14 protein-coding genes are annotated in these 14,063 nt (G+C 56.7%); 4 read left to right on the top strand and 10 right to left on the bottom strand.

The window, feature by feature from the left end; translation table 11 throughout:
• Positions 1–254: 254 nt before the first annotated feature.
• The 10 genes from tcyN to ACR6A7_RS02015 all read right to left on the bottom strand — a co-directional run bounded on the left by tcyN (position 255) and on the right by ACR6A7_RS02015 (position 9,898).
• Entirely contained in the window at positions 255–1,007 is a 753-nt protein-coding gene (gene tcyN, locus ACR6A7_RS02060; protein WP_434123099.1) for an L-cystine ABC transporter ATP-binding protein TcyN, read from the bottom strand.
• The gene (gene tcyL / locus ACR6A7_RS02055; RefSeq protein ID WP_048785860.1) at positions 1,004–1,672 is read right to left on the bottom strand and encodes a cystine ABC transporter permease; all 669 of its coding nucleotides are present in this window, start codon (positions 1,670–1,672) and stop codon (positions 1,004–1,006) included. The genes tcyN and tcyL overlap by 4 nt, the downstream gene beginning before the upstream one ends.
• Positions 1,672–2,472, bottom strand: coding sequence for a cystine ABC transporter substrate-binding protein (gene tcyJ, locus ACR6A7_RS02050; RefSeq protein ID WP_434123098.1), 801 nt, complete (start codon positions 2,470–2,472; stop codon positions 1,672–1,674). Before tcyJ ends, tcyL begins: the two co-directional genes overlap by 1 nt.
• A 109-nt stretch (positions 2,473–2,581) precedes the next feature.
• Positions 2,582–3,568: a D-cysteine desulfhydrase gene (locus ACR6A7_RS02045; RefSeq protein ID WP_434123096.1), complete on the bottom strand. Its 987-nt coding sequence runs from the start codon at positions 3,566–3,568 to the stop codon at positions 2,582–2,584.
• 258 nt (positions 3,569–3,826) lie between these two features.
• Positions 3,827–4,330 carry a flagella biosynthesis regulatory protein FliZ gene (gene fliZ / locus ACR6A7_RS02040; protein ID WP_434123327.1) on the bottom strand — a complete coding sequence of 168 codons (504 nt, stop codon included), beginning with the start codon at positions 4,328–4,330 and terminating at the stop codon, positions 3,827–3,829.
• A gap of 49 nt (positions 4,331–4,379) precedes the next feature.
• A complete protein-coding gene (locus ACR6A7_RS02035) occupies positions 4,380–5,102 on the bottom strand; it encodes an RNA polymerase sigma factor FliA (RefSeq protein WP_434123095.1) in 723 nt (240 codons plus the stop codon).
• Positions 5,103–5,245: 143 nt separating this feature from the next.
• Positions 5,246–6,172 carry an HNH endonuclease gene (locus ACR6A7_RS02030; protein WP_434123094.1) on the bottom strand — a complete coding sequence of 309 codons (927 nt, stop codon included), beginning with the start codon at positions 6,170–6,172 and terminating at the stop codon, positions 5,246–5,248.
• Positions 6,173–6,192: 20 nt separating this feature from the next.
• Entirely contained in the window at positions 6,193–7,161 is a 969-nt protein-coding gene (locus ACR6A7_RS02025) for an HNH endonuclease signature motif containing protein (protein ID WP_434123093.1), read from the bottom strand.
• 163 nt (positions 7,162–7,324) lie between these two features.
• Positions 7,325–8,527 (bottom strand): flagellin lysine-N-methylase, encoded by a 1,203-nt coding sequence (gene fliB, locus ACR6A7_RS02020; protein ID WP_434123092.1) that lies wholly within the window; start codon positions 8,525–8,527, stop codon positions 7,325–7,327.
• A gap of 168 nt (positions 8,528–8,695) precedes the next feature.
• The gene (locus ACR6A7_RS02015; protein WP_434123090.1) at positions 8,696–9,898 is read right to left on the bottom strand and encodes a FliC/FljB family flagellin; all 1,203 of its coding nucleotides are present in this window, start codon (positions 9,896–9,898) and stop codon (positions 8,696–8,698) included.
• Positions 9,899–10,236: 338 nt separating this feature from the next.
• Here ACR6A7_RS02015 and fliD point away from each other — a divergent pair, with 338 nt between their 5' ends.
• The 4 genes from fliD to amyA all read left to right on the top strand — a co-directional run bounded on the left by fliD (position 10,237) and on the right by amyA (position 14,037).
• A complete protein-coding gene (fliD, locus tag ACR6A7_RS02010) occupies positions 10,237–11,658 on the top strand; it encodes a flagellar filament capping protein FliD (RefSeq protein WP_434123089.1) in 1,422 nt (473 codons plus the stop codon).
• Between the two features lie 18 nt (positions 11,659–11,676).
• Positions 11,677–12,087 carry a flagellar export chaperone FliS gene (fliS, locus tag ACR6A7_RS02005; RefSeq protein WP_434123087.1) on the top strand — a complete coding sequence of 137 codons (411 nt, stop codon included), beginning with the start codon at positions 11,677–11,679 and terminating at the stop codon, positions 12,085–12,087.
• Positions 12,087–12,455 (top strand): flagella biosynthesis regulatory protein FliT, encoded by a 369-nt coding sequence (gene fliT / locus ACR6A7_RS02000; RefSeq protein WP_434123085.1) that lies wholly within the window; start codon positions 12,087–12,089, stop codon positions 12,453–12,455. Before fliS ends, fliT begins: the two co-directional genes overlap by 1 nt.
• 100 nt (positions 12,456–12,555) lie before the next feature.
• Positions 12,556–14,037, top strand: coding sequence for an alpha-amylase (gene amyA, locus ACR6A7_RS01995; protein WP_434123084.1), 1,482 nt, complete (start codon positions 12,556–12,558; stop codon positions 14,035–14,037).
• The last annotated feature ends 26 nt before the right edge of the window (positions 14,038–14,063 follow it).

Here is a 14,063-nt window from a genome sequence, read left to right as displayed (position 1 = left end):
TTTTTTAGTTATCTGTTAACGACTAAGCGGAAAAAATGCGGCGGGCAGGCAACCTTTATTCGCCCAGGTAAATAGGAGTAAGCCTGAATCGGTTAAACCAGAAAATGATTGATGCGTACGAAAATAGTTAACGTTTTTGCCCCAAATGGTTTAAGCATAAATAATTAACTGTGGTAGAGCGAATAAGAAAATAGTGGCGGGTGTGGCTCGCGCGCAGCAGAAAAACAGAATACGCCCCCGAAGAGGCGTATTGATTACTGGTTGAGGAATTTATCGAGGAACTGCCGGGTGCGCGCCTGCTGAGGATTGCTGAACAGCGCTTTCGCCGCGCCCTGCTCGACGATGCGCCCCTGATCCATAAAAATCGCCCGATCCGCGACGTCGCGGGCAAAGCTCATTTCATGGGTTACGATCACCATGGTGCGCTTCTCCTGAGCCAGCGCGCGAATGGTGTTGAGCACCTCGCCCACCAGCTCAGGATCGAGCGCCGACGTCGGCTCGTCGAACAGGATCACCTGCGGACGCATCGCCAGCGCGCGGGCGATAGCCACGCGCTGCTGCTGGCCGCCAGAGAGACGACGCGGGAAACTGCCCTCTCTGCCCTGCAGCCCCACTTTCTCCAGCAGCGCACGCGCACGCGCTTCGGCTTCCCCTTTCGGTTCGCCTTTGACGATCACCGGCCCTTCAATAATGTTTTCCAGCACCGAGCGGTGGGGAAACAGATTGAAGTTCTGGAACACAAAGCCGACCTGCTGGCGCAGCTGGCGCACCTGCTCTTTCTGCCTGGTCTGCGCCAGCCGGGCGTCGATAGCGATCTCCCCGACCTTGACGGTGCCGCTGTCCGGCGTTTCCAGCAGGTTGATGCAGCGCAGCAGCGTGGTTTTACCCGAGCCGCTGGGGCCGATAATCGCCACCACTTCGCCGGAAGCCACCTCAAGGTCGATGCCGTGCAGCACCGTCTGGCCGTTGAAGGTTTTCACCAGCTTGCTGATTTCGATGGCGCTCATTTCGCCTCCTCATCCTGACGATTAACCCGTTTCTCCAGCCGGTTTTGCAGCGCCGACAGCACGGTCGCCATGACCCAGTAGATCAGCGACGCCGCCAGGTACATGGTAAAAACCTCCAGCGTGCGCGAGGTAATCAGCTGCGCCTGACGGAACAGCTCCGGCACCTGAATGGTGGCCGCCAGCGAGGTATCCTTCACCAGGCTGATAAAGCTGTTGCCGAGCGGCGGCAGCGCCGTGCGCGCCGCCTGAGGCAAAATGACGCGGCGCAGCGTCTGCCAGCGGGTCATGCCGATACTCGCCGCCGCTTCCCACTGGCCGCGCTCGATAGCCGCAATCGCGCCGCGCAGCGACTCCGACGCGTAGGCGGCGGTATTCAGCGACAGGCCAATCATGGCGGAGGGAATGGGATCGAGCTCGATACCAAACTGCGGCAGGCCGTAGTAAATCATAAACAGCTGCGCAATCAGCGGCGTGCCGCGAAACACCGACACGTAAAAGCGGGAAAGCAGGCTAACGGGCCAGAAACGCGACAGCCGCATCAGCGCCAGCACAAAGCCCAGCACCAGCCCGAAAAACATGCCGCCGATACTGAGCTGTAGCGTAAAGAGCGCGCCTTTTAATAAAAAAGGTGCTGAATCCAGCACCAGTTGAAGACTTTCCTGCATTACTTAGTCACATCCGCGCCGAACCATTTTTCAGAGAGTCTGGTCAGCGAACCATCTTTCTGCATGGCGGCGATCGCCTGATTGACGGCGTTAAGCAGATCGTCGTTGCCTTTGCGCAGCGCGACGCCTGACTCGAGACGTGAGAACGGCGCGCCGGCTACTGCCATGGTGTTGCCGGTTTTCTTCACCAGATCCAGCGCGGCCAGACGATCCACCAGGATCGCATCCAGACGGCCAGAGCGCAGATCCTGATATTTGGTCGGGTCGTCGTCATAGGTGCGAATATCGACGCCTTTTACGTTGTCGCGCAGCCACTGCTCATAGTTCGAACCCAGGCCGACGCCCACTTTCTTACCGGCCAGGTCTTCCGGCTTGCTGATGGTGCCCGCTTTCGCCTTCATCGTCAGCGCCTGTACGCCGGAAATGGTGTATGGCGTAGAGAAGTCATACTTCTTCTTGCGCTCGTCGGAGATGGTCACCTGATTGATCACCACGTCGATGCGTTTTGAGTCCAGCGACGCCAGCATGCCGTCCCATTTGGTCGGCTGCAGTTTGGCCTTCACGCCCAGATGCTGCGCCAGCTGCTGCGCGAACTCCACTTCAAATCCGGTCAGCTTGCCGCTCTCATCCTGGAAGCTGAACGGCGGATAGGTGCCCTCCAGGCCAACGCGCAGCTCGCCCTTGTCTTTGACCTGCGCCAGCAGGTTTTCCGCCGCATGCGTTTTCAGGTTAACGCCGGCAATCAGCGCCGCCGCCATCACGCCCATCGCCAGATGGCGACCAACACGAGAAAAAATCATATCTACCCCATTTATTAGTATGTGATGTGTGTGTTGCCAGGCCGCGCCTGCGCGCCGCCCGGTATTGCTGTCATAACCCGCGAAGTATAAATGTTTTTTTCCCAACTGCTCAGACCGAAGGATGATAAGCAAATAACGCGGGCGCCCCGCCGGTGTGAACGAACAGCAGCGGCCCTTCACGACGGAATCGGTTCTGGCTGATGCCGTCGAGCAGGCCCGCCATCGCTTTGCCGGTGTAAACCGGATCGAGCAGGATACCTTCCAGCCGCGCCAGCAGCTTCACCGCCTCCATTCCTTCCTGGTTCGGCTCGCCGTAGCGCGGGCCGAAGTAGTCGTCCCACAGGGTCACGGGGGCCGTGCTGGTCAATTCCAGTTTAGCAATCAGCTGCTGCCGCAGGCTGTCCACCACCGGCAGCTGCTGCTCCGCGTGGCGCGAGACGGTGACGCCGATCACCTCTGTTTCCGGCAGCAGCTGCTCAAGCCCGACCGCCAGTCCGGCATGGGTGCCCGCGCTGCCGGACGCGACCACGACCGCGGCGTAGTCAACCACGCCCTCGCTCTGGTGCGCAATCTCCTGCGCGCAGTCGATATAGCCAAGCGCGCCGAGCCAGCTCGAACCGCCGACCGGCACCACATAGGGACGAAAACCCTGCGCCTCAAGGCGTTCCGCCTGGGCCGCCAGCTGCGCCGCCGGATTGTCCAGCGCGTCGACCAGCACGATTTCGCAGTCGAACAGATCCAGCAGTAGCCGGTTGCCGTTGCTGAGATAGTTTTCCGCTTGGGTGGCGATCGGGTTTTCCAGCAGTGCGACGCACTTCAGGCCGAGCTTCGCGGCGACGGCGGCGGTCTGACGCACGTGGTTGGACTGGATGGCGCCCGCCGTCAGCAAGAGATCTGCGCCTTCGCGCAGCGCATCCGCCGCCAGAAACTCCAGCTTGCGCAGCTTATTGCCGCCCAGGGCGACAGGCGTGACATCGTCACGTTTGATAAAGATATCGCGGCCAACGTAGTCAGAGAGGCGCGGCAGATGCTCAAGCGGCGTGGGCGCACCGAGCAATTCCAGACGCGGATACTGGTGAATAAGATGTAAAGACAATGCGGCCTCCAGGGCAGTCACAGTAATCTTTACAGTGTTGCAGAAGTTGCGCGAAGGATCATCTGACTTCGCGCGTAAAAGAGGCGGTCGATGCGCCTGATGCAGCATCGCTCGCTTACAGGGGACGAGTCTTAGCGCCCTGCCTCGCCAATCCGCCGCCGGCTGAGTGCGCGGCGGCTGAGTGCTTCACGCGTTGCTGGCGCTATCTGGTTCGCTTCCGCCTGGGCAGAAGGGTTCAGATGGCCAGCGCGTCAGACGCTAGCCGCGCTGCCATCCTAAAAACTGGTCATATTTGCGCAGCGCGATGCGATAGTTATTATTGCCCGCATCGGGCAGATCGTTCTCCAGGCACGCGTGCCAGCTGTTGCCGCTTAAACGGTCAGCCGGGAAATTTTTGGCCTTAAGCATATCGTCCAGACGACGCAGCCTGACCACATATTCGCGGATCGTGCTGTGGCTCATTTCCGTCTGCTCAAACAGATACTGCTTGAAGGCCATAATGTCGAAATAATTAGGATGCGTATTGCAAAAAATATCACTACAAAAACGGCACAGTGCGGTCAGTTCTGGCTGTAATTTCAGCCACAGCTGCTCATCAATCATTTGGTCCATGCGCGCAATGGCCTCTTTATTGATGATCTGACCGCGAAAGACCAACGCCATGCGGTCCAGTACTTTGCCACAGTGTGAACAGTGGCTCTGGCTATGTTTATAATCTTTAAGATAACGGCTTAAAGGTCTGGCCTTGGATTTGGCTCCCATTGCTGAGTCCCCGGTTTTATTATTTTTAGATCGCCAGGAACTGAGGCCGTCAGCGCGCTCCCGTAAGTCGGGCACGCAGGCGTTTGATCGCCTGACTGTGCAGTTGGCTGACGCGTGATTCTCCCACGTCGAGTACCGCTCCAATCTCTTTCAGGTTCAGTTCTTCCTGGTAGTACAGTGTCAGCACCATTTTTTCGCGATCGGGTAAGGCTTCGATCGCTTCAATGACGCGTTCACGCAGATTCCCTTCAAGCAGCTGATGCAACGGATTGGCCTCTTCATGCCCTTCCGTGACCAGCTCCGCGCTGTCGCCGTGTTCTTCCCGATACTCGTCGTAGGAGAAGAGCTGGCTGTTGTTGGTATCCAGCAAGATCTGCCGGTACTCTTCCATCGAAACATTCAGCCTCTCGGCTACCTCCTGCTCGGTGGCGGCACGCCCCATGTTCTGCTCAACCTGGTGCATCGCGCTCGCCACTTCGCGCGCGTTGCGTCGCACGCTGCGTGGCGCCCAGTCCCGGCTGCGAAGCTCATCCAGCATTGCGCCTCGGATGCGCTGCACGGCGTAGGTGGTGAAGGCTGTTCCCTGCAGCGCGTCGTAACGCTCTACAGCGTTCAGTAAGCCAATACCCCCCGCCTGCAGCAGATCGTCAAGCTCAACGCTGGCTGGCAGACGGACCTGCAAACGCAGCGCTTCATGGCGCACCAGCGGCACGTAGCGCTGCCAGAGCGAATGTTTATCCATCACGCCTTCGGCGGTATAGAAATCGTTCACGTTGACTACCCTGCGTTAATGAAGTTATCGGCAAGATTATCCAATTCTGTAGGGGGATTGATTGGCTGAATAGGCGGGCAAAAGCGAGGTTATTTCATTTTTGTTATGTCAGAGAGCGGATTGTTCCGCTCTCATCACGCTGCTTAGTCTGACGCGCGCAGCCGCTGCCGCGTGGCAGGCGGCACGAGGTCCCAAAGGGCGCAGATCTGCCCCTCAAGCGAAGCATAATGTTCAAACACCTTTTCACCCAGTTTTTCGCGATCGAAGCGCAGACGCCCCTCCGGAAGCTCAATGAAAAGTAATCTGTTATCAAACAGGGCGTGCAGATCTTTGCGCAGGCACAGGCCATTATCTGTACTGTTATCGCGGAGATAGCCGCCATCGGCGCTCTTTGTCGCGTCGATATGGGCGGCATCTATCCAGCATGATGCAACCTGCTCGCTTAACGGCAGGCCGGTGATAACGCACGCACCATAGCGCTGCCGCACGCGGCTGGAGAACAAGGATTGCTGGGTACGCATCCAGACTTCACGCCTGACACGCCTCCCCCTCTCCTCTGCGCCCTGCTCGGGCATCGCGGCGGGAGAAAGCTGAAGGACAAACTCAATGCTGCGTGGCGATTCCAGCACGGGCACCATGCCATTAAAGAGTTGCCAGCGCTCGTCGCCTGACCGGTTATCCAGCTTCAGTCGATAACCCTTTGCCGCCAGCTGCATCTTTAACGCGCGACTGTGCGGCGAGAGCAGCTCTGCCACCTGCATGTGCCCTTGCGCAATCCACGCGTCGCCTGTGAGCGGCTTACGAAATACCCAGAACGGTGATTGATCCTGCTGAGCGCGCTTCAGCCGATCAAAGTAATGCCTGTAGTCATTGTCACCGGCAATAAAGATAAACTCATCCAGATCGCCGTTGATGCGGTCGTGGGCGAAGAGCGCCCGAACCAGGGTTGCCTCATTGCCTCGCGATGGATTCAGCATTCCCCCCGTGGTCAGGCCGGGTTCATCCGGACTCTGCGCACGCCAGCGCAGAGCAATGTCGTTGAATAACAGCGTTTCGCCTGATTTAAACATATCTTTCCCTTTAATAGCGTTTATCCGACGTTGGCCAGATAGGCCCGCGTTCTTTCAGGCACCAGATGCCATAACTTGCAAATCTGTTGATCGAGTAAGGCGTAATCCTGCTGCAGGGTCTCTTCCTCCATCGCCTGCTGCAGGAAGCTGACCTGCCCGGTCTGCGCATCTATCTTCAGCAACTTACTGGTAAACAGGCGCTGAAGATCGCTGCGCAGGTAGAGGCCGTTATCAGCGCTGTTGTCGGTGATTAGACCCTCTTCATTTTCCGCCAGCGAGATGTGGCAGGTTTCTACCCAGGGGAAAGGGGTGTTGTCTGTTACACGCGTCCCGGTAATGACGCAACCGCCGTAGCGTGCCTTTACCGCAGCCAGAAACTCCGCCTGGCTGGCGCGCTGAAAGAGGCTGGTTTTTACGCGCCGCCCGACCTCCGTGCCCGCCATCACCGCCGTCGGGATTTTATGCTGCGGCGTGCTCAGTACCACGATGAACTGGATACGGCGCGAATATGGGAAACAGGGATGCGACTGCGCGTCGAAAAGCTGCCAGTACGCCTCGTTCTCATCTTCACGCATCAGCACCAGCTGATAGCCCCGGCTGGCGAGCAGGTTTTGCGCGGTCGCGGAATGGGGATCGAGCATGGCGTAGACCCGGCTTTCGCCAATGACCTGCCAGAGGTTCTCGCGCTGCGCCTCTCTGGCGCGGCGAAAACAGGCGAACGGCTGCTGCGACTTCATATAGTGCTCGAAGCGGCGCAGGTAGTTCTTCCGCTCGTTGTCGTCAGAGATGAAGAGCAGCTCTTCCAGCGGGCTGTTGCTCTCTTCGCTGGCGAAGACTGCACGGATGCGCAGCGTACGATAGCTGGTAGACGGGCTTAGCAAGCCGCGCACGGTCAGCGCCTTTTCGTCGGGATGCTGCCGCGCGTAACGCAGCGCGATCTCGTCAAAGGTGAGCTGCTCGCCGGGTAACAAGTCATAATTGAAGCGCATAGACACTCCAGAAAATAGTCAAACTGAATGCGTGTGTTGTTCTGTAGGGAGTTATCGGCAGGCGCGCGGGGATCTGTAACGCATCAGGCAGGAGCTGGCGTCATCAAAGCAAACTGACCAGGTCAGGCGTACTGTTTCGGGCGAATCAGTACGCCTGTTTTACTTATCGCAGCAGATGAAGCAGCGAGAGATCGTCGTTAACTTTGCTTTTTTCAATTTCACGCATAAAAGCTTTATCGGAAATCTGATCGTGTTTCGTCACGGAGTGAAAGCTGTAAATAATATTCACGATGTCGTTTTCACTGACGGTGCCTACCAGATCCAGGCTGGCTGCGAGAAGCGATCTCAGCAGGAACCACTCCGCCGTTAACAGATAGAGATTTGCGAGTGCGCTCTGCTCGCTGTGGGATGGGAAGCCATCGTGATACATCCGGTACTGCAGATAATTACCCATAATATGCGGGCGCTCCGCCAGCCAGGGTTTCAGCTTATCCTGCCAGACGGCTGCCAGACGCTTCATCGATACCGTGACGTCATTGCCCTCAGCGAGATCGCTCTGGATGTAAATCAGCTTATTGACATAGTGGATAAGCGTCGCCGACCCGCGAATCGCCTTGTGACTGCCCAGATAGGCCTGGAGACGCAACAGCAATGCCCACTGCAGCTGATAGTCAGGCTTGATGCTGTCGATATTCGCAGCCATCTCTCCCTGTTCGATCAGATTCAGAACCGAGAAAAAGTACTCTTCAAGCCGGGTATATTTATCTGCGCTGTCGCCTGTTTTCTCGGCAAAAAGAAAAAGCATCGCAATGCCGTACAACCCTTGCTCGATGTTAGCGCCGCTGGCCAGCAGCAGATTACTGCACATCAGATTGATAAAGCGCGACGCCTGATCGACTTCCGGCGCGTTCAGCGCTGAAATACGCAGCGATTTATGTTCATTAAGCAGCATCGCATCAGGGCTGGCCAGCAGGCCTTTGACCGCTTCCGGGCAGGAGAGCGTCAGGCTGTTCCGGATTTCATATTTGGTTTTTTTCTGCGAGCGAGGATAGCTGGAACAGGTCGGGCTCAGCGCCTTTTCACCCATTTTTTTATGGATGCTGCAGAGGCTATTCTCATCAAGGAAACCGCAGTTTCCGTTAGCAGAAAACTTCATGGTGCCCCAGTTATCAAAACTCTTTTTGGTTTTGACAATGTTTTCTTCCGCAATCTGGCGCACCGTAATGTCGCCGCTCTTTAAATAACGGTTGACCGTAGGCTTATCCAGATAGATGTCCCAGCCTTTGCAGCAGTGGTCGAGGCAGGCGCTGCCGGCGCACTTAAATTCGCTGAAAAACAGCGGTTCAACTACAGAAATCTCTTTCATGATCTTACCTGCTGATGGCGTTAAAACGGCAAAAACACAACGATAGCGGCCAGACTATCAGCAGGTAAGCCAGCGCAATGCGCATAATACAAAGGCTTTCGTGTCTTTTTCTCAGGCATAAAAAAACCCCGCCGAAGCGGGGTTTTCAGGTATGTCACCAGAGGGCGATTAGCCCTGCAGCAGAGACAGAACCTGCTGCGGAACCTGGTTAGCTTTCGCCAACACAGAGTTACCTGCCTGCTGGATGATCTGCGCTTTAGACATGTTTGAAACTTCGGTCGCGTAGTCAGCATCCTGAATACGAGACTGTGCTTCAGACAGGTTAGTCGTGGTGTTGTTCAGGTTAGTTACCGCTGAATCCAGACGGTTCTGAATCGCACCCAGTGAAGAACGGAACTTGTCTACGCTGGCGATTGCGCTGTCGATTTTTGCCAGCGGGTCAGAGGTCGCGCCGGTTGAGAAATCAGACAGGTTCATGTTTTTGGTGTCGATTTTGAACGCTGCGGTGTCGCCGCCTGCAGTGGTCGTTGCTGACTGCGGGTCAACAGCGACGTAGAAGTCCTGGCTTGAACCGTTAGCGATGTCGAAACCGTTCGCTTTCAGGTTGTTGGTTTCTGCCGCAGAAGTAGACTTGATGGTCACTTTTGCAAACATGTTGCCGTTGTCGTCTTTGTAAACGCTGGTGCCGTCTACTTTCGCGCCGCCAGCGGCCAGGCCCAGACGGGTTGACAGGTCGTCAGTCGCGCCAGATTCCGCTACGGTTGCTTTAGAAACGTTACTGGTGGTGCCGTAAACTTTCTGGAAGTCAGCAGCAACGGCAGCAGTCGGCGTGCCCTGCGGGCCGGTCACGTTCAGGGTGTCCAGCTTCAGCGTAGAAGAGTCGATTTTTTTCAGGTCGATGTCGATGGTTTCACCATCGTTCGCGCCAACCTGGATAGACATTTTGCCGTCTTTAGCCAGTACGTTCACGCCGTTGAACTGAGTCTGACCAGAAACGCGGTCGATTTCGCTCAGGCGAGATTTGATTTCGTCCTGGATTGATGCTTTGTCAGAGTCAGAGTTGGTGCCGTTCTGCGCCTGAACAGTCAGTTCACGGATACGCTGCAGGTTGTTGTTGATTTCTGACAGCGCGCCTTCAGTAGTCTGCGCAGCAGAGATACCGTCGTTGGCGTTACGTGCAGCCTGAGTCAGGCCTTTGATGTTGGACTGGAAACGGTTGGCAATCGCCTGACCAGCAGCGTCATCTTTCGCGCTGTTGATACGAAGACCAGAAGACAGACGCTCGATAGAGGTAGACAGAGCAGACTGGTTCTTGTTGATGTTGTTCTGAGTGATCAGCGAGAGGCTGTTGGTATTAATGACTTGGGCCATGATAAATATTCCTGTTAATCAAGTCTTTCGGTTAAGGTGTGGGCTTCAACCCGCCGGCTTCAGCGCCGTCAAAGTTGTTATCGTCTGCCCTTAAACAACCTTTAGAATTTTTTTAGTACCAGGTGAAAATTTTTTCCTTCAACCTGTCACGCTTATCTTTATCGCCCTCGCCCCTCACTTCTTTAGAAGAAAATCACTGCTGTTTTAGCCGTTGAAATACCCTTCTCTATATGCGCTATTCGCTTTATCGCGCAGCCATCAATAACGTTAAACTTTCCTTATTGGCAGCCGATAACCCCGGTATTCACTCTCCGTGTCGACATGATAAGGAAACAAACATGGCAAGTATCTCTAACCTGGGTGTCGGTTCAGGCCTTAACTTAAGCGATATCTTAGACAGTATGCAGACGGCGGAAAAAGCCGCGCTAACTCCGATTTCTAAACAGCAGTCCTCCTATACCGCTAAACTGAGCGCCTACGCGACGCTGAAAAGCGCGCTGACCACCTTTCAGACGGCGAACACCACGCTGAATAACGCCAGCCTGTTTAGCGCCACCACGGCGACCAGCAGCTCAAGCGCCTTTAGCGCCACCACCTCCGGCAGTTCCGTCGCGGCAGGCAAGTACACCATTAGCGTGACGCAGCTGGCGCAGGCGCAGACCCTGACCTCAGCGGTACAGAGCAGCAACAGCGCCCCGCTGGGCGACAGCTCGGCCAGCAGCCGCACGCTGAGCATCGCGCTGGCGGACGGCTCCAGCAAAGATATTACGCTGACCAGCGCGCAGACCTCGCTGACCGGCATGCGCGACGCCATCAACGGCGCCAGCGCGGGCGTGACCGCCAGCATCATCAAGGTTGGGGATGGCAGCTACCGCCTCTCGGTCAGCGCCAATGAGAGCGGTTCAGGCAAAGCCGTCAGCTCGATTAAGGTGACCGGCGACGATACGCTTGCGGGCATCGTCGGCTACGACGCCAGCGCCACCAGTAACGGGATGACCGAAAGCGTCACGGCGCAGAATGCGAAGCTGACGGTCAATAACGTCGCGATTGAGAGCAGCAGCAACACCATCAGCGACGCGCTGGAAGGCATTACGCTGAATCTCAGCGACGTCACCAGCGGCACCCAGACGCTGACCATCGCCTCCGATACCACCAAAGCCAACGCCGCTATCACCGGCTGGGTCTCCGCCTACAACACTCTGCAGGACACCTTTTCCAGCCTGACCAAATATACCGCGGTGGATGTGGGCGCAGACTCGCAGGACAGCAGCAACGGTGCGCTGCTGGGCGACAGCACCCTGCGTACCATCCAGAACCAGCTGAAGAGCCTGCTGACCAATGCCGCCAGCTCCTCGACCTTCAAAACCATGGCGCAGATCGGCGTGACCTCCAACCCGACCACCGGGCAGCTGGAAGTCGATTCTGACAAGCTGAGCACCAGCCTGAAAAACAATATGTCGGACGTGAAAGAGATGATCATCGGCGACGGCAAAACCACCGGCATCGCCACCAGGGTCTCCAGCAACCTGACCAGCTGGCTCTCCAGCACCGGCATCGTACAGTCCGCCACCGACGGCGTCAGCAAAACGCTTAACGCCCTGACCGTCCAGTACAACTCGGTCAACGATCGCATCAACGACACGATTACGCGGCTGAAAGCCCAGTTTACGAAGCTCGATGTGATGATGAGTTCGCTTAACCAGACCAGCAGCTACCTGACGCAGCAGTTCGACACCTCGAACTCCAGCTCCAAAAGCTGATTTTTATAAGGAGTGAGCATGTACACCGCAAATGGCATTCAGGCCTATGCAAAAATCGGCGTCGAGAGCGCCGTCATGAGCGCGAATCCGCATCAGCTGGTCAACATGCTGTTTGACGGCGCGCTGAGCGCGCTGGTGCGCGCCCGCCTGTTTATGCAGGACGGCAACATTGAAGGGAAAGGCCTTTCCCTTTCAAAGGCCATTAATATTATTGAAAACGGGCTTAAGCAAGGTCTCGCAGAAGAGAGCGGCGATGAGCTTACCACCAACTTAATTTCACTGTATGCCTATATGGTGCGAAGACTCCTGCAGGCGAATTTACGCAACGACGTGGAGGCCATTGTTGAGGTCGAAGCACTGCTGCGTAATATCGCTGATGCCTGGAAGGAAATCGCCCAGCCTCAACCTCAGATTCAGGACGCCGTTTAATGATACTTGCACCGCAACTGATTACCATTTACCAGCAGTTACTCGATCTTAGCCAGCAAATGCTGCGTCTTGCGGCCGAGGGAGAATGGGACGATTTAATCAAAAAGGAAGTTGATTACGTCAGCGCGGTGCAACGGCTGGCGCGATCGACCGAAGCCGCCTCGCCTTCCGTGCAGGCGCAGGAGCAGCTGCGCCCGGTACTGCGCCATATTCTTGATAATGAAGGGGAAGTGAAGCGCCTGCTGCAGGCGCGCATGAACGAGCTTTCCACGTTGGTAAACCAGAACACCCGTCAGAAATCGGTGCTCAGCGCCTACGGCAAACAGGGCTGCGTCATGGTGCCGACAGAGAACCCGCCGCTCTCCTGATTCTGAAACGCACCGCGACAGAGAAAATAATGCTTCTGCCGGTGCGTCTTTTTTTCGCCGTGCTCCATACTTGCTTTTCCTTCCCGCTGGAGCACAGCAAATGCACAACCCAACGCTACTGCAATTTTTTCACTGGTATTACCCGGATGGCGGCCAGCTCTGGCCTGAAGTCGCTGAAAAAGCGGCCTGGCTGAGCGAGATCGGCGTTACCATGGCCTGGCTGCCCCCTGCTTATAAAGGCGAATCAGGCGGCTATTCCGTGGGATACGACAGCTACGATCTCTTTGACCTGGGCGAGTTCGATCAGAAAGGCAGCGTCGCCACCAAATATGGCGACAGGCAACAGCTGCAGGCGGCCGTGGAGGCCTTACGCGCCCACAACCTTGGCGTGCTGCTGGACGTAGTGGTGAACCATAAGATGGGCGCCGACGAGAAAGAGCGGGTGCGGGTTAACCGTGTTAACCCTGACAACCGCGACGACATCAGCGACGAGGTTATCGAATGCGAAGCCTGGACGCGCTTTAGCTTCCCGGCGCGCGCGGGCGAATATTCCCGATTCGTCTGGGACTACAAATGCTTTAGTGGCGTCGACCATATCGAAAACCCGGATGAAAACGGCGTCTTTAAGATCGTCAACGACTATACCGCCGACGGCTGGAACGATCAGGTCGACAGCGAGCTGGGCAATTTTGACTACCTGATGGGCGCCAATATCGATTTCCGCAATAATGCCGTGCGCGAAGAGCTGAAATACTGGGCGCGCTGGATCAGGGAACAGCTGCCCTGCACCGGCTTCCGCCTTGATGCGGTGAAGCATATTCCCGCCTGGTTCTACAAAGAGTGGATTGAACACGTTCAGGAGGTCGCCGACGAGCCGATGTTTATCGTCGCCGAGTACTGGTCGTTCGAAACCGATAAACTGCTGGAGTATATCCAGCAGGTCGAGGGCAAAACCCTGCTGTTCGACGCGCCGCTGCATATGAATTTTCATCAAGCGTCCACGCAGGGCAGCGACTACGATCTCAGTCAGATCTTCGCTAATTCGCTGGTGCAGGCCGATCCCTGGCATGCGGTTACGATCGTCGCCAACCACGACACGCAGCCGCTGCAGTCGCTGGAGGCGCCGGTCGAAGCCTGGTTTAAGCCGCTCGCCTACGCGCTGATCCTGCTGCGCGAGCAAGGCGTGCCGACGGTGTTCTATCCCGACCTGTTCGGCGCCAGCTACGAAGATGAAGGCGGCGACGGCGAAACCCACCGCGTCGAGATGCCCGCCATTGCGGAGCTGGAAGCGCTGATCCGCGCTCGCCAGATTTACGGCTGGGGCGCGCAAACGGACTATTTCGATCATCCCAACTGCGTAGCCTTCAGCCGCAGCGGCACCGCTGAACAGCCGGGCTGCATCGTTATTATGTCGAACGGCGAGGAGGGTGAGAAAAGCGTGGCGATGGGCGACGGCTTTGCCGGTAAAGCGTGGCGCGACTATTTAGGTCATTGCGACGAGATCCTCACCGCGGATGAACAGGGCACCGTCGTGGTGCGCTGCAACGGTGGTAGCGTCAGCGTCTGGGTGCTGGCGGAGTAACGTCACGCGCCTTATTCCTTCACAGC

This window comes from Pantoea phyllosphaerae, from assembly GCF_051025595.1.
GTDB lineage: Bacteria > Pseudomonadota > Gammaproteobacteria > Enterobacterales > Enterobacteriaceae > Pantoea.
This window is presented reverse-complemented; position numbering and strand designations above follow the sequence as displayed.